Raw genomic sequence first — 19,343 nt, 5'->3', positions numbered from 1 at the left:
CGGGGGAAAGTGGCTATTTTTCAGTCTTGGGCGAGCGCTTACGCGGCGCCGCCTTTTTGGCCGGCGGTGTCGCTCCGGCTTTGTCACTCTGTTTGGCCCCGGCACTCACGCGCGAGCGCTCCGGGGCGGGCACTGGCTCGACGCCCGGGGCGTGGCCACGATCCTGAACCGGCAGGTCGTCGCTTATATCCGTTAAGCGGGCCTCGTCCTGGGGGGAGATGGCATCGAAATCGTCTTCCGGCTCATCCAGCGGCAGACGACTTTCTTCGATGCCGCGCTCGTCTTCCTCCAGGGGCAGGTCCTCTTCCATGATCGGCGGCTCGTCCAGGGGGGCGAGCAGCTCGTCCTGGGCATCGCTTTCGGCGTGTTGTTCGGCGGCGACGATCTTTCGCGCCCGCTCCCAGTGCTGCTGTTGCTGGCCCTCCGGGCGCCCTTCGGCTTCCCAGATGCTGTAGGCCAGTTGCCGGACACGTTCTTCATCGATCATTTCAACTCTCCCTGCGCCTTGCGCGCTGTCATTGCTCATCGGGGGTGAAAGCGTTCGCGTCGCCGTCACCCCCCGAACTATCTTCATTCAGAAATACCCCCACCGGCAGCGTGGACAGCAGCTCACCAAGCGGGATCGCCTCGCTCTGGGATGCCACGCTTGCCATGGTCAGTACGCTACGCCAGCGCCCCGGCACGCCCTCGAGGCGCGTGTCGCCCCAGTGCGGCAGGGGCTGGTCGCTCGAATCCAGCAGCGCCGCGCTCAGGCGCGGAACCACCACCAGCAGCGTTTGCCCGTTATAGCGGCGAAGAAACGCCACCACGCGCTCGGCGTGCTCGCCGCTGGCCGCAAGGGGCTGATAGCGGCCCTTTAAAAACAGCGCCGGATAGCGGCCCCGAAGGGCCAAAAGCCTGGCCGTCACCAACTGCTTGATGTGCCCGTCCGGCCAGCTTTTTAGCGCCTGCTCTAGCGGCGGGGCGCTTGAAAGCGCGGCCTGTCGCGCGGCGTAATCCACCGGGCGGCGGTTGTCCGGGTCGACCAGGCTGTAATCCCAGAAATCGTTGCCCTGATAAAGGTCGGCGACGCCGGGCACGCTCAGGCGCAGCGCCGTTTGTGTCAGGCCGTTAACCGCGCCGGGCAGATCGAGCATTCGCGCCGCGCGGTGAAGACCGTCGCGTAGCTCGGGCATGGTGAGAAGCCCCTCCAAAAAGCGCCGGCACGCCTGCTCGTAGGCGTCGTTGGGCCAGAGCCAGTGGCTTTTAAGCTTCGCCTCGCGCAGCGCCTTTTGCTGCCACTCGCCCAGGCGCTGGATGAACGTCGCCATGGCCTGGGTCTCCTGTGTGTTTTGGGTGTCCCGGGGGGCGAGGGTGGGCGGCCAGGCGGCGACAATGATCTGGTAAAGCAGCAGTTCATCGCCGGGCGAAGGCGCCACACCGTCCTCTAACGTCTGGCGCAAGGGCGCGGCCAGGGCGCGCCATTCGCCTACAAGACGCGCGAAGCGCGGGGCGTGTTCGCTCAATGCGGCAAGCCGGGCGCGAACGTCCTCGCCGCGCTTGTGGTCGTGGGTGGCGGTGGTCACCATGGCCGAGGGAAACGCCTGGGCGCGCAGCGCGTTGGCGGCGTGAAAGCGCGCCGGCGTATGGTGGAAGTGTTCGCCGTCGAAACCCACGTCGTTTCGCGATATCAGCGCGGCGCTGCGATACCCCGCCGTATCCTCCACCGCCTTGGCGGCCACCGGCGAGGTGAGCTGTTGAAAGCGCACGATGGCGCGGTTTCTGAGCGCGCGCTCGGCCTTGTCGGCGCAGTCCCGGGGCGCCTCGCCCCCCAGCCAGCGCGCCAGCGCCTCGAGGGTGTCGCGATCCGGCGGGCTCAGCGCGCGTCTGGCCCCGGCCATCGCCTCCTGAAAAAACGCCTCGTCCGCCGGGGGGCGGCCGCTGTCATCGGCGTAGCTGCGGTAGATGGGAAAGTGCACCACCAGGGCGTACAGCGCCCGGCGGATAGAGCCCAGCGTGATGTCGCGGTGCGAAAGACCGGCGCGGGCCACCGCGTGAAGCGCCCGGGCGCAGGCGGCGTATTCGCTTGCCAGCAACGAGGTGAGGATTTCGCCCCGGGCGCGGCGGACTTCCTCCATGAACGTAAGCGCGCGGCCGCTGACGTCGCGCCACAATGCGCGAAAGGGCTGCTCCCCCGCCGGGTCGTGCATGAGCCCCGACACCTCGTTCATGAACTCGTAGCCGCTGGTGCCGTCCACCCCCCAATCCGTATGCAGCGTTTCACCGACGCCGAGAATTTTCTCGACATACAGCGCCACCCGCCGCGGCGCCTCGGTGGGTCGGCTCGCCTCCAACGCGTCCAGCCGGCTGCGCAGGCGCAGGCAGTAGCCCCGTGGGTCGGCCAGCCCGTCGACATGGTCGATGCGCAGGCCATCCACCCAGCCTTCTTTTACCAGGCGAAGCGGCAGGGCGTGCACGGCGTCGAAGACCGCAGGGTTTTCGATGCGTAGCCCGCCAAGCTCGGTGACATCGAAAAAGCGCCGCCAGTTGATCTCGTCGCTGGCGGTGCGCCAGTAGGCCAGCCGGTAGTGCTGGCGCGAAAGCAGCGCGTGCAGCCGGGTGATGCCATGCGGGTCGCTTGCCTTGAATAACCCCAGTACGCCCTCGAGACAGGCGCGGGCGTCCGGCGCGTCGAGCACGTGGTTCAACTGAGCACAGGCCTGGCCCGCCTGCAGGGCCGGGGGCGCTTTGTGGGCCAGGGAGTCGAAAAACGCGGCCTGCTCATGAAGCGTGCTGTGCTCGGCGAAGCGCAGGATGTCGCCGTAATGGCGCGGGTCGATGGGAAAGCGGTGCTCGTGGTAGGCAACGTGAAAGCCGCCCTGGTCAAAGCGCAGGCTAAGCTCGCCGGCGGCCAGCGTCTCTTGATAGGGCGCGCCCAGAAACGGCGCCAGCAGCTTGCCTTTCAACAGCGGGTCGGGGGAATCCCAGTCGATATCGAAAAACCCGGCATAGGCGCTCTGCTCACCCCAGGTCAGCACGTCCTGCCACCAGGGGTTTTCCGAGCCGCCCACGGCGAGATGATTGGGCACGATATCCAGTACCAGCCCCATCTGGTGGGCGCGAAGTGTTTCGACCAGCGCCATGAGCGCCGCTTCACCACCGACTTCGTCGTCGATACGCGTGGGGTCGACGCCGTCGTAGCCGTGAGGCGAGCCCGCCCGCGAGGCCTGAAGCGGCGAGGCGTAGAGGTGGCTCACCCCGAGCGCGGCGAAGTGCGCCACCAAACGCTCGGCATCCCAAAGCGTGAAGCCCTTGTGAAACTGGAGCCGAAGCGTTGCGCGAATCTCATTCATGGGCAGGCCCCTTGTTGGGCGCGGTTTTAGGCTCGGCTTCGGACGAAAGCGAATCGATGGGGCGCTGGCGCCTGGCCCTGGCAAAACGCTCGAGACGCTGGCGCGTTTGTGGGCAGGAGAAAAGCGACGGGCTGTCGGCGGTCAAGCGGCGGCGCCAGTTGGGGTGCTGCTCGCCGCTGTTGGGCAGGTTCGGCTGCTCCTCCAGACCCAGAATGTCCTCGACGGGAATCAGCACCAGCGGTGCCGAGGTGACGGCCAGGTGGTCAAGGCAGGCATCGATCACCCGCGAGGCGGGAATGTCGGCGGCGGCAAGCGCGTCAGGGGCGGACGAGGCGCTGAGAAGCCCGATAGTACTCGCCAGGCGCACCCGCTCGAGCTTGCGGGCAGCCTCTTCGGTTGCGCTGCTCTGGTCGGGCTTCAAGAGCCCAAGCTTGCTTCGCCACTGGATGTCGCGGCCCGCCCACCAGCCCGCTACTGTGGGCAGGTCGTGGGTCGTGGTGGTGGCAAGCGCGGCGTCGGACCACTGGTCAGCGCTCAAAAAGCGCTGCTGGTCGTCCTGCTCGAACCAAAGCACCTGCATGCCGAGAATGCCCCGGGCGGCGAGGGCCTCGCGAAAGTCCGGTGCCACGGTCCCCAGGTCCTCGCCGATGACGATCGCCTGGTGGCGAAAGGACTCCAGCGCGACCAGGCGCAGCAGATCCTTTAGCGGGTAGCGCAGATAGCCACCGGCGCCTGGTGAAGCACCCGCGGGCACCAGCCACAGGCGCTGCAGGCCCAAAACGTGATCGATTCTAAGCCCGCCGGCGTGGGCGAAACCGCAGCGCAGCATGTCGATGAAGCTTTGAAAGCCCGAGTGCACGAGCCCCCAGGGCGAGAAGGCCGCAAGGCCCCAGTCCTGCCCGTCGGCGTTGAACAGATCCGGCGGCGCGCCGATCGAAAGGCCGTCGAGCATTTCCCCCGGGCGGCTCCAGGTCTGGCTGCCCGCCGGATCGACGCCGACCGCCAGATCGGCGATCAGCCCGACCCTCATGCCCGCTTGCCGGGCGCTACGGTGCGCGCGTTCGAGCCCTTCGGCGGTGAGCCACTGGAGAAAGGCGTGAAAGCCGATCTCGAGGGTATGGCGTTGGGCAAACGCCGTGACCGCTTCGCTTTGGGGGTCGCGCAAGGCCTCTGTCCAGGCGTGCCAGTCGCCGGGGCCGTTGATCTGTTGAAGGGCCTCGAAGCGGCAGTGATGTTCGAGCGCCTCGCCGCCGGCCTGGCGAAACGCCTGCAACTGGTCGCGCCATTGCCGCGCTTGCGGGTCATCGCCGTTGATGACGTCATCGTACAGAAAACGCAGCCAGCCAAGCTTGGCCCGGGCCGCCTCCGGCCAGTTAACGAACGCCTCGGCTTCGAGGGCGGCAAGTTTCTGCTGCGTGTGACCATGCGCCTTGGCGCGTGCGACCGCGGTCTCGCCCAGCAGCGTCTCCGGGGCGCAGTGAAGCACGTTGTAAAGCAGCCGGCTGGAGGGGGAGTAGGGGCTGTAGTGATGCACATTGGCGCTGAACATGGCGTGGGTGGGGCTGATCGCCAGGGCGTCCGCCCCCAGCTCCCCGAGCTGAGCAGCACTTTGGGCGAGCGCCTCGAGATCCCCGATCCCGCCGTCGCCGGGCCGGCGCAGTGCGTAGAGCTGAACCGCCGCACCCCAAAGCCGTGGCGGTGCGCTTTGGGCCGCATCCGCCGGGGTGAAGCAGCGCGGCGGCGCTACGGCCAGGGTGAGCGTGGCGCGCTCGATCGTCAGCCGGTGGTAGCCCGGCGCGTCGATGGCGGGCACGCGAGAGGCCTCATCGAGTGTCCCCTCACGGCGCTCCCCGCTTTCCAGAACGAGGGCGAACGGTGTGCCCGGGGCAAGCGGCGAAGGGAGCGGGGTGGGGGCGTCGACATCTGCGGTAATCAGCGCCGGCCAGTCATCCGGGCTTCGCCAGGCACTCATTCGAGCCAGGCGTTGGTGGCTTTCGGCGATCGCGGCGGCGGAGTCGGTGGCAAAGCCAAGACTATCGAGCAGACGGTGCTGGGCATCCAGGGAGAGCCGGCAGGCGGCGCCATCGCTGTCCTCCCACTCGAGCAGCAGCCCGGCCGCCTGAGCAAGATCCTGAAGGGGCGTATTCATGGCGTGTCTCCGTGTTCGCCGGTCATCAGCCACGCCGCCGCCGAGCGCGGTGGCAGCCGGCCCGTCTCGGCGGTGCTTGCCACGCCGTCGCGGCTTTCGCATAAATGCGTTTCCAGGCACAGCGACTGGCTTTTAAGCATTGTGCTCTCCACGTCGGTCTCGCTTAGATTGATCGCGATCACCAGCTGTGCGCCGTCGCCCAGACGCCAGCGGGCGAGTACGGCTTTGTCGCCCAGAACATCCGCCCCCAGCGATCCTGCCCCTTCCAGGCGCGGTACGATCTGGAGATGGCGCAGGGATAAAAGCGTGCGGTAGCGCTCGAGGATGGCGTGGTGGGGCGGTAGCGTTCGCGCCTGGAAATCCGGCAGCGAGGCATCGAAGGTGTCGGGGGCATTGGGGTCGGGGATGTGCTCGCGAGCCTTGGCGTCCTTGAACGCGGCGAAGTCGGCGAACTCCGCCCGGCGCCCTTCGCGCACCGCCTCGGCCAGGGTTTCGTTGTGATCGGTGAAAAAGAGAAACGGGTGCTTCGAGCCCCACTCTTCGCCCATGAACAAAAGCGGCACCATGGGCGACAGCAGCAGCAAGAGGGTGGCCGCGGCCAGCGCATCCGGGTCGGCGAGCACGCTCAGGCGCTCGCCCAGCGCCCGGTTGCCGGTCTGATCGTGGTTTTGCAAAAACGCCACGAACGCGGTGGGGGCAAGGTGAGCGCTGGGCTCGCCGCGGGGCCGCCCGTGGCGCGAGGCCGCGCCCTGGTAGATGAACCCCTCGTTCAGACACCGCGCAAGGCGCTGAGTGGGCGCCTCGGTGAAGTCGCCGTAATAGCCCTCGCTTTCGCCGGTTAGCAGAACGTGCATCACGTTGTGCCAGTCGTCGTTCCACTGCGCGGTGAATAGCGGCGCTTCGAGCAGCGAGGCGCTGTTGGCCTCGTTTTCGAGCACCAGGTGCACGTGGCGATCAGTGGGGATCACGCGGCGAATCGTCTCGGCGAGTTCCACCAGAAAATCCTGCTCGCCGATGGCGTGCACGGCGTCGAAGCGCAGCCCGTCCAGGCGGTACTCCGTGAGCCACATCAGGGCGTTGTCGATGAAAAAGCGGCGCACCATGGGCTCGCGAAAGTCGATGGCGGGGCCCCAGGGCGTGTCGACGTCGTCGCGAAAGAAGCCGGCGGCGTAGTGGGCCAGGTAGTTGCCGTCCGGGCCGAAGTGGTTGTACACCACGTCGAGAAAGACCGAGAGCCCCAGGCCGTGGGCCTCGTCGATCAGCGCTTTCAACTCGTCGGGTGTGCCGTAGCTTGCCTGAACCGCGTAGGGCAGCACGCCGTCATACCCCCAGTTGCGCGTGCCGGGGTAGGCGGCCACCGGCATCAACTCGATGGCGGTGACGCCCAACGTCTGCAGGTGGCCCAAGTGCGCGCGCACGCCGTCGAACCCACCGAGTGCGCCCGCATGAAGCTCGTAAAGCACGGTTTCTCGCCAGGGCCGGCCCCGCCATTGTGTGTGGCGCCAGACGTAGTGGGCCGGGTCGATCACCACGCTCGGCCCATGAATATCCCCTGCCTGAGCCCGGGCGGCCGGGTCGGGTACGTTCAGCGTGCCTGCCGGTGTGACGACCCGGTAGCTATAGCGCGCGCCGTGACCACAGGCAAGCTCGGCGCTGACGCAACCATTGGCCTCTTTTGCCATGGTGACCCGCTCGAATCCTTGTACCTCGAGTTCGACCTGTTCGGCATCCGGTGCCCACAGAACGAACCGCGTTCGACCGTCGTCGAGCACGTTGGCCCCCAGGGCGGGGCGCTGACTGCGTTCTTGCATCGCTTCGACTCCTTCAAAGACGCTGCGTCGTGATGCGTTCGGCCTCGATGGCCTGCTGATAGAGCCTGGTATAGGGAATGATGGACTGGCGCCAGTGGTAGCGTCCGGTCATGGCGGCGCCGCGCATGGCGTTAAAAAGGTCTGTGCACTTATGCACGGCGAAGGCGCGCTGGATGGCGCGCATGTAGCTGCCGAACTGCATGTCGTCGAACAGAAAACCGGTCACACCGTCCTCGATGGTATCGGCAAGCCCGCCGGTGCGGTGGGCGATGGGCAACGAGCCAAAGCGCTGGGCGTACATCTGGCTCAACCCGCAGGGTTCGAAACGCGAAGGCATGAGCAGAAAATCGCTGCCGGCGAAGAGGCAGCGCGCCTGGTACTCGTCGAAGCCGATATAGGCGGCCACGGCGCCTTGATAGCGCCGCGCCAGCGCGCGAAGCGCCTGCTCCACGTCATGCTCACCGCAGCCCATGAAAACGATTTGCCCCCCGGCCTCGACGATCGCCTTGGTGGCCTCGATGGTAAGATCCAGCCCCTTTTGATGAACCAGGCGCGAGATCACCACGAACAGCGGCCCGGCACCCGGTAATAACCCGTAGCGCAGGCGTACGTAGTCGGCGTTGGCGCGTTTGCCGCGCCAATCGTTGGAGGAGAACGCCTGAATCAGATGGCTGTCGGTGCGCGGGTCCCAGGAGTCGTCGATACCGTTGGGGATACCGCTCAAGCGCCCCTGGTCGGCCTTGCAGCGAAGAAGGCCGTCCAGCCCGCAGCCGAATTGGGGCGTGGTGATCTCCTGGGCGTAGGTGGCACTCACCGTGGTGACCCGGGAGGCGTAGTTGATGCCGGCTTTCATGAAGGAGAGATCGCCGTAGTACTCGACGCCATCGATATTGAAGGCGTGTTCTGGAATGCCCAGCGCCGCCCGCCGGGAGCCGTCGAAAAGCCCTTGATAGGCCAGGTTGTGAATCGTAAAGATGCAGGGCATCGGCGCGTTCTGCCAATGCAGATAAGCCGGGGCGAGGCCGCAGGCCCAGTCGTTCAGGTGCAACAGTTTGGGCTGCCAATCGAGCCCCGCCAGGCCCTGGGCAATATCCGCCGCCGCCTTGGAGAGCCGGGCAAAGCGGATGTCGTTATCCGCCCAGCCGGTGTCCTGGCCATCGCCGTAGCCGCTGGAGCCGCGCCCGTAGGGCGTGCCTTCGCGATCGAAGAGTTCCGGGCAGAGCAGGACGTAGACGATCAGACCGTCGCGGCAGGTGATCTGGCCGATCTTGCACGCCGGCAAGTCGGCGAAGGCGGCAAGCTCGCCGACCGGCGTGATCACGACATCGGCGGTGAGGATATCGCGGTAACCCGGAATCAGTACGCGGACATCGTGGTGTGCCGATAGGGCCCGAGGGAGGGCCGACGAAACGTCACCCAGCCCACCCACCTTGACGAAGTCGCTCATCTCGGTAGTAACGAAAAGAATTGATTTGGAGGGCGAATCTTCAAACGGTGGGCGGCGGGTAATCGAAGTGTTATCTGAAGTTGTCCGGTGTCGTCCGATGACGTTTTTTTCTGAGTTATAACGCGTCGTCTTCAAGCGGGCATTCAAGGAAGTGTTGATTTTATAAGGTGTTGGCGTTTTATAGTTGCTTTTTAAACTCCCTTTAGAATCGGCTTTATGACTGCTTTTATTGCCCAATACCCCCTCGTCCATGCTCAACCTCCCCGGTTATCATGGTAGATACTGTTGGATTAGATAACTCATTATCTCGGCGACGTTCCTGTCGACCGCCCGCGCCAAGCACTGTGGCGGGTTTTCTCTATTACTTTAGTCGAAAAAAATAATAAAGCTGTAAGCTTTTGGCTATCCATAACGTTGGTTAACCAATATTTTTATTGTTTTGTTGATTTATACTTAGCAATCTCTTGGGTTGAGTTAAAACAAATGCTTTTAATGCATGACGTTAGAGTGCTTTTTATAACACCGGTTAGCATTCGATAGAGGCTGAAGTTTTTGTTTTTTTAAATCGAGAACAAAATGATTCGAGGGTAGAAAGGAAAGTAAGAGAGTTAAGCAGGGCGTTGATTTGCAATGTTCGATGGGAAGGTCTGATGCGAAAAGCTCGATTTGAAAGATACCGAGGCTTTGACACACGGCGGCGGGGCGCCGTGTGTCACAGACCCTAAGGGGATAGCGAGAGAAAAAAGAGTATCAGCGGAGGGGACAGAAGCGACAAAATGAATCCGCTGACCACCGCGACCGGCACGCAGGCCACGCCGCCGTGCTGCTGGATGACCGGCAGAGTGAAGTCCATCGAGGTGGCGCCGCCGAACCCGATGGCCAGGGCGGCGTGGCGGTGGATGATCAGCGGGATCAAGATAAACGCCAGAAGCTCCCGGGCCAGGTCGTTGAAAAATGCCACGCCGCCGAGCAGGGGCCCCAACTGGTCGCCGATCAAAATGGCGGACAGCGAATACCAGCCAAACCCCGAGGCCAGGGCCAGGCCTTCGCTCACGCTTAGCGAGAGAAGCGGCGCGGCGACAGCGCCGGCCAGCAGCGAGCTTGCGGCAAGCGTCACCGCGATGGCAAGCCCCAGCCGGTTGAGCAGAATTTGCTTGAGCGCCATGCCGGAGTTGCGCAGTTGGCAGCCAATCAGCGCAAGCAGCGCGTAAAGCGCCCACTCGGCCAGCGTATCCGCCGTGGCAAATACGCCGCGGCCCAGAACCGGGGCGAGCAAAAGCCCGGCGGCCACCCCGGCCACCACCGTGACCAGCAACAACAGCGACCCTTGCATAGCGGCAAGCTTGCTGGCCGGCGCATCCTTGACCACCGGTGAGGTGCCGGCCTTGAGGGCCATCCGGCGTGATAGCCACCCCAGGGCTGCCAGGTTGAACACGGCGGTAAGGCTGAAAAGTATCAGGGCACTTGCGCCCAGGCGCGAAAGCTCGCCGGCCAGGTTTTCGAGCCCGGCCAAGCTTATGCCCATCAGCAGCAAAATGAGATACACCGAAGCGCTAACGCCTCGGTTGATCAGGTGCTGGAGGTAGGGTGAGCGAACGCGCACCAGGTAGCCTCCGATCAGGGGCAGTAGAACGATCAATAAACCCGTGAGCATTTAGGGGGCGGCGCCATCGCTTGGGGTGAACTCGGTCAACGTGATGGCGGTATCCCGGCGGCCGTCCTTGAAGTACTCCACCGAGAGAATCAGCCCAGGCCACTCGGGGGCGAAGCTGATTTCCATATGGCGGTCGGGTTTCTCGACATCCGTAAGCGTCACGCTCTGGGTATCGAACTCGCCAGCGGGTACGTCAACGGTGGCGGTATCGTTGGTATAGTACTGAAAATGTTCGTCGCGGCCGCGATGGTCGAGAAACTCGAGTTCGCAGGGCGCCCGTTGGGTGCACTCTTCAGAACCGGCGCGGCGGGAAAGGTCGAACAGCGCGGCCTGGCGGTCGAGTGCCGTGAGTTCACTTTCACCCAGTTGGTAGCTATCGCCCACGCCGAACAGCGAGTAGCTGCTCGAGTACAAAAGCGAACGGGTGGTGTCATCGTCAACGGTAAAACGGCTTCGCTCCTCGCCTTTGGCAACGGCGACGGAGAAGCGCATGCTGCTCAACCAGTGGCTTCCTTCCTGGCTCAGCGTATGGCGCACGGTGGCGCCGGGCCAGTTGCGAACCTCGAGGCGGTAGCGCGCTTCAAAAGGGCGCGGATCGTTGAAGCCCGTCTCTTCGCTGGAGACGGCGGTATGGGCACTTCCCATACCCAGGGCGGCGAGCAGCAACGCGCCGAGTCGTCGGGGTTTGGACATCGCTTTCAAAATACGGGGCACAGGTTCCACTCCTTTGTGTGCAAATCGTCCCTAAGAGCCTCGAACCAGGCACTTCGTTCACGTCAGGCCCTTTCATCATGAGCATCTGGCGTGCGCTAGTAGCCGTTTTCCGGGTTGACCGTGGCAAGTGACTCTCCATCCTCGAAGGCGTGAAGGTAGGAGATGACCTGGTCGATGGCATCCACAAGCGGCGTGGGGGCCGCCATATGCGGCGTAATAATAACACGCGGGTGTTGCCACAGGGCATGCTCGGCGGGCAGCGGCTCCTGCTCGAACACATCGAGTAGCGCTCCGCGTAAATGCCCCGGCGCCTGGCCATCGCCCAGCGCCTCGATCAGCGCGTTTTCGTCGATCAAGCTGCCCCGGCCCGGGTTGATCACGCTGGCGCCTTTTGGCAGTCGATGAAGGCGCTCGGCGTTTAAAATATGCCGGGTCGCCGGGGTGTCCGGCAAAATGGTCACCACGCTGCGTACCTGGCTTAAAAGCTCATCGAGCCCCGCCTCGCCATGCAGGCAACGAACGTTTTTCAACTCCTTTGGCGAGCGGCTCCAGCCGAGCACCGGAAAGCCCGACTGATAAAGCGCCGCCGCCACCGAACGGCCGATCGCCCCCAGGCCCAAAACGCCGACCGGCCACTGCGATTTCTCCACGACTTCCTGGGTTTGCCACTGCGCGCTGGGCTGCTGGGCCGCGTAGCGGTCCATGCTGCGGTAAAAGTGCAGCACCCCGTAAAGCACGTAGTCGGCCATCAGCTCGCCCATGCCGGCATCGCGCAGTTTGACGATCGGCACATTGGCGGGGCGCTCGGGGGTGTTCAAAAGATGATCCACGCCGGCGCCCAGGTTGATGATGCCCTTGAGCGCCGTTTGCTCGGCCAGTAAATAGCCCGGCGCTTTCCAGACCGCCAGGTAGTCGGCGCCTAGCCGATCCGCCTCTGGGGCGTCGCTTGTGAGCACGGTGGCCTTCGGGAACGCCTCTAAAAGGGCGGCTTGCCACTGCTGGGCCTGGTCGGTATGTACCACTATTTTCATGAAGCGCTCCTCGAAATCGCATGTTGCGGGTTACCAGCTATCATGGGTTAAGTGGGGTAAGGGCTGCAAGGAGGCGGCCGTGCCCCGGCGCGCGCCCAAAGACGCGCTTTCGCCATCGGGAAAGGAGATCCAGCATGACGACCAGCGCCCAAGTAGTCACCCGCCAACGCAGTGGCAAGGGATTTACCTACCGCACCGAAGACGGTGAAACGCTCAAGGACACCCAGTGGCGCGAGTGGATCAAATCGCTTGCCATTCCACCGGCCTGGCGGGACGTCGAGATCACGCTCGACAAGCGCCATCACATTTACGCTACCGGCCGCGACGACGCCGGACGCAAGCAGTACGTTTACAACCCCAAGTGGCGCGAGAAGCGCGAGGCGAAGAAATTCGATCGGATGATCGCCTTCGCCCAAAAGCTTACGCCGATGCGCCGGGTGACCGGCCAGCACCTGCGCCAAAAAGGCCTTCCCCGGGAGAAAGTCTTGGCCTGCATGGTGCGCCTTATCGACAGCGCCTACTTTCGCCCGGGCAGCGAGCGCTACCGTCAGCAAAACGACTCTTATGGGCTCACCACCATGCGCTCCAAGCACTTGACCATCGATGGCGACGAGCTGATTTTCGACTACCGGGGGAAAAGTGGCCAGGACCAGCACCGGGTGGTCGAGGACGCGCGCCTGGCAAGCGTGGTGGCCGAGCTCGACGACACGCCAGGCTATGAAATCTTCAAATACTTCGACGAAAACGGCAACAAGGTGCGCGTGGATAGCCAGGATCTCAACGACTATATCCACGAGGTGATGGGCGAAGCCTTTAGCGCCAAGGATTTTCGCACCTGGGCGGGCACCTCGATTGCCGCCCTGGCGCTGGAGGAGCTGGGCTTCGACGACGATGAAAAGATCAGCGAAAAGAACGTGCGTCAGGCCGTCGAAAAGGTCGCCAAGTCGCTGGGCAATACGCCGAGTATCGCCAAGGCGAGCTATATCGACCCGCGGGTCGTGGAGAGCTACCTGGACGGCCAGACGCTGGAAAACTTTCGTCAGCTGGTCGACGTCAAGCTCGAAAACGACGATCTGACCGGCCCGGACGAGCGCGCCGTACTCGAACTTTTGAAGAGCCGCCTTGCGCGTAAAAAGTAGCGCCAAGCGGTGGACGTCTTCTCTAACCCCCTGGTGGGCATCGATTCGCGCCCCAAAGGGGTTTTTGATAAAGGCTTTGACCAGTAGCCAAGGGTGGGTGCTAGTATCGGCTAAAGACGACGTTTTGGCGGCGCTCGCGCCAAAGCGTCGCTGCATTGGCCCAGCAAGCTGGTTTTTAGTGATTTTAAAGGGCGAGTTACTCGATGAATGAGGTTTCCCTGCCTTTCACTCGCGAAGAGTATGCCAATCGCCTTTGGAAGGTGCGTGCAGAAATGGCCGGCCGCGGCATCGACGTGCTGATCGTCAGCGACCCCTCCAATATGGCCTGGCTGACCGGCTATGACGGCTGGTCGTTCTACGTGCATCAGTGCGTGCTGGTGGGCCTGGAAGGGGAGCCGGTCTGGTTCGGCCGCCGTATGGACGCCAACGGGGCGCTTCGCACCTGCTGGATCGACCCGGACAACATCACCTATTACCCCGACTACTACGTGCAAAACCCGGACATGCACCCGATGGAGTATTTGGCCCAATCGGTGATGCCCGGGCGCGGCTGGCACACCGGCGTGGTGGGTATGGAGATGGACAACTACTACTTCTCCGCCAAAGCGTACCAGAGCCTTTTGCGCGAGCTGCCCCACGCGCGTTTCATGGACGCCAACGCGCTGGTCAACTGGTGTCGGGCCATCAAATCCCCCCAGGAAATCGCCTACATGCGCGTGGCGGGTAAAATCGTCGAGGGCATGCACTCGCGGATCATCGAAGTCGTCGAGCCCGGGCTTCCCAAAAGCAAGCTGGTCTCCGAAATCTATCGGGTGGGTATCGAAGGGTTCGTGGACGAAACCGGCAAGGTCTTCGGCGGCGACTACCCGGCCATCGTGCCGATGCTGCCCACCGGCAAGGACGCCGCCGCCCCGCACCTGACCTGGGACGACACGCCGTTTCGTAAAGGCGAGGGCACCTTTTTCGAGATCGCCGGGGTGTTCAAGCGCTACCACGCGCCGATGTCGCGCACCGTGTTTCTGGGCACACCGCCGACGGATTTCATCCGCGCCGAATCCGCGCTTTTGGAAGGAATCGAAAACGGCCTGGCGGTGGCCAAGCCCGGCAACCGCACCGCGGATATCGCGATGGCGCTGGGGGCGGCGATGGACAAGTACGGCTTCGACCGGGGCGGGGCGCGCTGCGGCTACTCGATCGGGCTCTCCTACCCGCCGGACTGGGGTGAGCGCACCATGAGCCTGCGCCCCTCGGATGAAACGATTCTAAAGCCCGGCATGGTGTTTCACTTCATGCCTGGTCTCTGGGTCGACGAGTGGGGCCTGGAGATCACCGAAAGCATTCTGATTACCGAAACCGGCTGCGAGACACTGGCGAACTTCCCTCGCCAGCTGTTCGTCAAGTAACGCCGCCGATGAACGAATCGACCAAGGATACAGTGATGAGCTCTGAGACTAACACGCAACGGCCAAGCCCGGTTTCCGCCACCGTCGACTTCGAGGCCGACGGCGTTCAGCACGGTTTCTTGAAACTGCCGATCTCGACGGACGTCTCGGCCTGGGGGGCAGTGATGATCCCGGTGACCGTGGTGAAAAACGGGGATGGCCCCACCGCGCTTTTGACCGGCGGTAACCACGGCGACGAATACGAAGGCATTACCTCGCTGCTCAAGCTTTCCAACGCGCTGAAAGCGCAAGACGTCACCGGCCGGGTCATCATCGTGCCCTGCATGAATACGCCGGCGGTGATGGCGGGCACGCGGACCTCGCCGATGGACAAGGGAAATCTGAACCGAAGCTTCCCCGGCAACCCGGATGGTAGCGTGACCGCGCAAATTGCCGACTACTTTACCCGGGTGCTGGTACCGATGAGCGACGTGGTGTTGGACCTTCACTCCGGCGGGCGCACGCTGGACATTCTGCCCTTCGCCGCCTCCCACGTGTTGGATGACAAAGCGCAGCAGCAGGCGGCACTCGAGGGCGCCAAGGCGTTTGGCGCGCCCTACGCCATGGTGATGTTCGAGCTCGACGCCGAGAAACTCTTCGATACCGCCTGCGAGCGCCAGGGCAAAACGTTCGTGGCCACCGAACTTGGCGGCGGCGGCACCTCGACCCCGCAGAGCATGGCGATCACCGAGCAGGGCGTGCGCAACTTTCTGATTCACTACGGGTTGGTGTCGGGCGAGGTCGCCATGCCCAAAGATGGCCAGGTCTATCTCGATATGCCCGATGCGAGCTGCTACGTACAGAGCCAGCATGAAGGCGTGTTGGAGCTGACCGTGGCGCTGGGCGACGCCGTGAAAAAAGGCCAAACCATCGCTTACGTTTACGATATGGCGCGAAGCGGTACCGAGCCCGTGGCCTACCAGGCCGAGCGCGACGGCATTTTGATGGCCCGGCGCGCCCCGTCGCTGATCCATATGGGAGACACGCTGGCGGTGATCGCCGATGTCGTCGACCGTTTGGAGGCGTGAGTCAGCGCGTGCTAAAACTCGACCGCTTCGATTTGAAAATTCTCGATATCCTCGGCCGGGATGGGCGCATCACCAAGTCCAAACTGGCCGAGGCGATCAATCTTTCGATCAGCCCCTGCTGGGAGCGGGTCAAGCGCCTGGAGCAGGCGGGGGTGATCGAGGGCTATACCGCGCGCATCAATCCGGACGTGTTGGTGCCGCGCAATACGGTCTGGGTGCAGATCGAGCTAAAAGCGCATAACGCGGAGAGCTTTACGCGCTTCGAGGCGCTGGTGCAGGAAACCCCGGAGGCCACCGAGTGTGTCGCGGTGGGCGGCGGCGTCGATTACCTGGTGAAATTCGAGGCGCGCTCGATCGATAGCTACCAGCGGCTGATGGATCGATGGCTGGTCTCCGATGCCGGTATCGAGCGCTACTTTACCTACATCGTCACCAAGACGGTGAAGAAAAGCGCGGTCGAGATCGACGCCGCGGATATCCTCTAATCGTCGCTTAGAAGCGACAGCTGAATATCGTCCGGGGCGCCGTAAGGGCCTTCGCCCACCCGGTTGCGCCCGGCGCCTTTCGCGGTATAAAGCGCTTGATCCGCAGCTTTGATCAAACGCGGTAACCCCTCACCGTGCTCCAGACTCCCCGTGCAGACGCCCACACTGACCGTCACGTACCCCGTGTGGGAGGCCTGGTGGACGATCGCGATCGCTTCGACGCCGGCCCGTATCTGCTCGGCCAGCAAGGCCCCCGCTTTGGCGCTGTCCGAACTATCGGTATGAAGGACCAAAAACTCTTCGCCGCCGTATCGGCAGGCCGTATCGTGCCGGCCACAGGCGCTTTGAATGGCCCGAGCGATTTGTTGCAGACAGGCGTCGCCTTCGTCATGGCCGTAGGCGTCGTTGAACGCCTTGAAATGATCCACGTCGATCAAAATGACCGCCGCGAACTTGTCCGGTACGCGCCGATTGCGCGTCAGCGAAGCGGCGTGTCGGTTCAGACCCCGGCGGTTGGCGAGCCCGGTCAACGGGTCCAGGTGAGAAAGGCGGTCCAGCGTCTCGTTACGCTTGGCAAGCTCGACGCGAAGCTCTTCGGCGTTGGCGTGCTGTAAATAGAGCTGCAGCGATTCCGTCGAGAAGCGGTAGTTCGCCAACAGGGTCAATATCAAGGTGGGCACGCCCACCACCAGGTGATTGATCACGTACTCCGTATTGGCGCCGGGTAAAAACCAGATGACGGTGTAAATGCATACGCAATTGAAGAGCGAGGCGACCAGGGTGTACTCGAACGGGTGGGCCAGCACGATGGCCAGCGCGAGCTGAAACACCAGGCCCGCGTAGAAGTAGTGCAGTACGCGCGGGTCGCTGGTGCCCAGCAGGCCCAAACACCATACCAGCAGGGCCAGGCTGACCATGATGGTGCTGGCAAGCTCCTTATGACGAATGGGAACGGGGCGTTTTAGATACCAGAACATGAAGGTGGCAAGCGGTGTGGCCACGGCAAAGCGCATTATCGCCGAGTGCAGGCCGGTGTCCGACAGTAGATAGATGTCCACGGGAATGTAGGAGAAATAAAAAACCGTCAGCAGCGCGCTGAGCAGGCGCAACGTGCGAAGCCGCCGGTCATGGCGGTCGATATCGTAGCGCTCCTTGACCGTGGAGGTGCCATTGGTCTGGGCCAGCAGCTGGAAGTAGGGCAGTCGGTACACAGTGATCTCGTAGGTTATCGCTTTTCTGAGCTACTGCGCGAAGAGAAAGGGAAATTCCTAATTCAAGGGCTGGTAAATTTGCCTGAAAGCCCTTGGGAGGATATTAGCACCAAAGAGCGCTGACCATGGCTTGGTCATATCCGTGAAACCTGCGTTTTAATCGCTTTCGGTCCTTCGCGAAGTGTGCTCGCCAAAAAAAGTAGCGTTAATAGCGGGGCTGGCAAAAAAAGGGCCGCTCGTTGTGCGGGTTTTCAAAAACACTTCGTGCGCGCTTTTCCTTAGGCTGAAATAAGGGCAGGCGACACGTTTTGCGTCGTCTGCCGATCGTTCACGCGCAGCCAGGCCGTGCTTTAAACGAGACGGCTTAAGGAAAATGTTCATGACCACGCTATCGACAACGCTTGCCAAACGACTGGAGGACCCGCGTCTTTTCCGCCAGTACGCCTACGTGAACGGTCAATGGACCCACGGCGAGGGCGGGCGCGAAGAGGCCGTGGTCGACCCGGCCACCAACGAGGTCATTGGCCATATCCCGCTTCTCGAGGCCCGCCAGGTCACCGCCGCCGTCGATGCGGCGGAAAATGCTTTCGGCCAGTGGCGCCTGCTGCGCGCCGACGAGCGCTGCGAGCGGCTGCTTGCCTGGTATGATCTGATCCAGGCGCACCGCGAAGACCTGGCGATGATCATGACCCTGGAGCAGGGCAAGCCGCTGCCGGACGCCCGGGGCGAGGTCGAGTACGGGGCCAGTTTCGTACGCTGGTTCGCCGAAGAGGGCAAGCGCACCTACGGCGAGACCATCCCGAGCCATATTCCTAACGCAACGCTTGGCACGATCAAGGAGCCGGTGGGAATCGCGGCGATGATCACCCCCTGGAACTTCCCGCTTGCGATGATCACCCGCAAGGCCGCCGCAGCGCTTGCGGCGGGCTGCCCGGTGATCATCAAACCCGCCAACGAGACACCGTTTTCCGCGCTGGCGCTGGCGGAGCTTGCCGAGCGCGCCGGCATTCCCGCGGGCATTTTCAACGTGGTGCTGGGCGAGCCCGCCGAGGTTTCCAAAATACTGTGCAGCGAGCCGCGCATTCGCGCGCTTTCGTTTACCGGCTCCACCCGGGTCGGGCGGCTGCTCATCAAGCAAAGCGCCCACACCGTCAAGCGGCTTTCCCTGGAGCTTGGGGGCAATGCGCCGTTCATCGTCGGCCCGGACATGGACCCGAAAGAGGCGGCTTATGCCGCGGTGAACGCCAAGTTCCAGACCGCCGGGCAGGACTGCCTGGCCGCCAACCGCATTCTGGTCCACGAATCGATCCATGACGCCTTCGTTGCCGAGTTTGCCGAGCGCATGGCCTCACTTACCGTGGGTAACGGCCTGCACAGCGAGAGCGATCTGGGCCCGCTGATTCACCGCCAGGCGGTGGAGAAAGCCGCCGCCATCGTCGACGACGCGATCTCCCAGGGCGCTACCCTGGTGGCCGGCGACCAGCAAGATGCGCCGGGCGAGAATTACTTCATGCCGGTACTGCTCAAAGGCGTCACGCCGAAGATGAAGGTCTGGCGCGAGGAGAACTTCGCCCCGGTGGCCGGTATCACGGCCTACGCCAGCGACGACGAGGTCATCGCCATGGCCAACGACACCGAGTACGGCCTGGCGGCCTACGTCTATACCCACGATATCCGCCGCATCTGGAAACTGATGCGCGCGCTCGAGTACGGTATGGTCAGCGTCAACTCGGTCAAGATGACCGGCCCGCCGGTGCCCTTCGGCGGTGTGAAGCAGTCCGGTCTTGGCCGCGAGGGCGGGGCCACCGGTATCGACGAGTACCTCGAAACCAAATACTACTGCCTCGGGGCGCTGGGCTCGGTTTCCGGAAGCTAAGTGCCGGCTACGACCCATCGACAA

At 63.4% G+C, this 19,343-nt stretch carries 14 protein-coding genes; 5 read left to right on the top strand and 9 right to left on the bottom strand.

Going from position 1 to position 19,343, the window contains the following annotated elements; translation table 11 throughout:
- Nucleotides 1-13: 13 nt before the first annotated feature.
- The 8 genes from ACWHVV_RS13700 to ACWHVV_RS13665 all read right to left on the bottom strand — a co-directional run bounded on the left by ACWHVV_RS13700 (nt 14) and on the right by ACWHVV_RS13665 (nt 12,138).
- Nucleotides 14-487 carry a DUF2934 domain-containing protein gene (locus tag ACWHVV_RS13700; protein ID WP_447926734.1) on the bottom strand — a complete coding sequence of 158 codons (474 nt, stop codon included), beginning with the start codon at nt 485-487 and terminating at the stop codon, nt 14-16.
- A gap of 28 nt (nt 488-515) precedes the next feature.
- Entirely contained in the window at nt 516-3,332 is a 2,817-nt protein-coding gene (gene treY, locus ACWHVV_RS13695) for a malto-oligosyltrehalose synthase (RefSeq protein WP_447926733.1), read from the bottom strand.
- Complete coding sequence (gene malQ / locus ACWHVV_RS13690) at nt 3,325-5,481, bottom strand: 4-alpha-glucanotransferase (protein ID WP_447926732.1); 2,157 nt, start codon at nt 5,479-5,481, stop codon at nt 3,325-3,327. The genes treY and malQ overlap by 8 nt, the downstream gene beginning before the upstream one ends.
- Nucleotides 5,478-7,292: a malto-oligosyltrehalose trehalohydrolase gene (gene treZ, locus ACWHVV_RS13685; RefSeq protein WP_447926731.1), complete on the bottom strand. Its 1,815-nt coding sequence runs from the start codon at nt 7,290-7,292 to the stop codon at nt 5,478-5,480. Before treZ ends, malQ begins: the two co-directional genes overlap by 4 nt.
- A 13-nt stretch (nt 7,293-7,305) precedes the next feature.
- Nucleotides 7,306-8,991, bottom strand: a complete 1,686-nt coding sequence (glgA, locus tag ACWHVV_RS13680) for a glycogen synthase GlgA (RefSeq protein ID WP_447926730.1) — start codon at nt 8,989-8,991, stop codon at nt 7,306-7,308.
- Between the two features lie 469 nt (nt 8,992-9,460).
- Nucleotides 9,461-10,393 (bottom strand): lysine exporter LysO family protein, encoded by a 933-nt coding sequence (locus ACWHVV_RS13675; RefSeq protein WP_447926729.1) that lies wholly within the window; start codon nt 10,391-10,393, stop codon nt 9,461-9,463.
- Entirely contained in the window at nt 10,394-11,107 is a 714-nt protein-coding gene (locus ACWHVV_RS13670; RefSeq protein WP_447926728.1) for a hypothetical protein, read from the bottom strand. It lies immediately after the preceding gene.
- Between the two features lie 95 nt (nt 11,108-11,202).
- Complete coding sequence (locus ACWHVV_RS13665; RefSeq protein ID WP_447926727.1) at nt 11,203-12,138, bottom strand: 2-hydroxyacid dehydrogenase; 936 nt, start codon at nt 12,136-12,138, stop codon at nt 11,203-11,205.
- Between the two features lie 134 nt (nt 12,139-12,272).
- Between ACWHVV_RS13665 and ACWHVV_RS13660 the strand changes: the two genes are divergently transcribed.
- The 4 genes from ACWHVV_RS13660 to ACWHVV_RS13645 all read left to right on the top strand — a co-directional run bounded on the left by ACWHVV_RS13660 (nt 12,273) and on the right by ACWHVV_RS13645 (nt 16,232).
- Nucleotides 12,273-13,277: a DNA topoisomerase IB gene (locus tag ACWHVV_RS13660; RefSeq protein ID WP_447926726.1), complete on the top strand. Its 1,005-nt coding sequence runs from the start codon at nt 12,273-12,275 to the stop codon at nt 13,275-13,277.
- A gap of 203 nt (nt 13,278-13,480) precedes the next feature.
- Complete coding sequence (doeA, locus tag ACWHVV_RS13655; protein ID WP_447926725.1) at nt 13,481-14,680, top strand: ectoine hydrolase DoeA; 1,200 nt, start codon at nt 13,481-13,483, stop codon at nt 14,678-14,680.
- A gap of 35 nt (nt 14,681-14,715) precedes the next feature.
- Complete coding sequence (doeB, locus tag ACWHVV_RS13650; RefSeq protein WP_447926724.1) at nt 14,716-15,747, top strand: N(2)-acetyl-L-2,4-diaminobutanoate deacetylase DoeB; 1,032 nt, start codon at nt 14,716-14,718, stop codon at nt 15,745-15,747.
- 8 nt (nt 15,748-15,755) lie between these two features.
- Nucleotides 15,756-16,232 (top strand): Lrp/AsnC family transcriptional regulator, encoded by a 477-nt coding sequence (locus tag ACWHVV_RS13645; RefSeq protein WP_447926723.1) that lies wholly within the window; start codon nt 15,756-15,758, stop codon nt 16,230-16,232.
- Here the strand turns inward: ACWHVV_RS13645 and ACWHVV_RS13640 are convergent.
- Complete coding sequence (locus ACWHVV_RS13640; protein WP_447926722.1) at nt 16,229-17,443, bottom strand: GGDEF domain-containing protein; 1,215 nt, start codon at nt 17,441-17,443, stop codon at nt 16,229-16,231. The genes ACWHVV_RS13645 and ACWHVV_RS13640 overlap by 4 nt on opposite strands.
- A 379-nt stretch (nt 17,444-17,822) precedes the next feature.
- Here ACWHVV_RS13640 and ACWHVV_RS13635 point away from each other — a divergent pair, with 379 nt between their 5' ends.
- Nucleotides 17,823-19,319, top strand: coding sequence for an NAD-dependent succinate-semialdehyde dehydrogenase (locus ACWHVV_RS13635; RefSeq protein WP_447926721.1), 1,497 nt, complete (start codon nt 17,823-17,825; stop codon nt 19,317-19,319).
- Nucleotides 19,320-19,343 lie beyond the last annotated feature (24 nt).

The organism is Vreelandella sp. EE27, assembly GCF_968206495.1.
Note: the sequence above shows the minus strand (reverse complement) of the source record. Positions and strands in the feature narration are given on the sequence as shown.

Coding starts and splice junctions, on each gene's coding strand:
- glgA (WP_447926730.1), bottom strand. CDS start 8,991: ATGGACGAGGGGGTATTGGGCAATAAAAGCAGTCATAAAGCCGATTCT.
- ACWHVV_RS13635 (WP_447926721.1), top strand. CDS start 17,823: ATGACCACGCTATCGACAACGCTTGCCAAACGACTGGAGGACCCGCGT.
- treZ (WP_447926731.1), bottom strand. CDS start 7,292: ATGCAAGAACGCAGTCAGCGCCCCGCCCTGGGGGCCAACGTGCTCGAC.
- doeB (WP_447926724.1), top strand. CDS start 14,716: ATGAGCTCTGAGACTAACACGCAACGGCCAAGCCCGGTTTCCGCCACC.
- ACWHVV_RS13660 (WP_447926726.1), top strand. CDS start 12,273: ATGACGACCAGCGCCCAAGTAGTCACCCGCCAACGCAGTGGCAAGGGA.
- malQ (WP_447926732.1), bottom strand. CDS start 5,481: ATGAATACGCCCCTTCAGGATCTTGCTCAGGCGGCCGGGCTGCTGCTC.
- ACWHVV_RS13700 (WP_447926734.1), bottom strand. CDS start 487: ATGATCGATGAAGAACGTGTCCGGCAACTGGCCTACAGCATCTGGGAA.
- doeA (WP_447926725.1), top strand. CDS start 13,481: ATGAATGAGGTTTCCCTGCCTTTCACTCGCGAAGAGTATGCCAATCGC.
- ACWHVV_RS13665 (WP_447926727.1), bottom strand. CDS start 12,138: ATGAAAATAGTGGTACATACCGACCAGGCCCAGCAGTGGCAAGCCGCC.
- ACWHVV_RS13675 (WP_447926729.1), bottom strand. CDS start 10,393: ATGCTCACGGGTTTATTGATCGTTCTACTGCCCCTGATCGGAGGCTAC.
- treY (WP_447926733.1), bottom strand. CDS start 3,332: ATGAATGAGATTCGCGCAACGCTTCGGCTCCAGTTTCACAAGGGCTTC.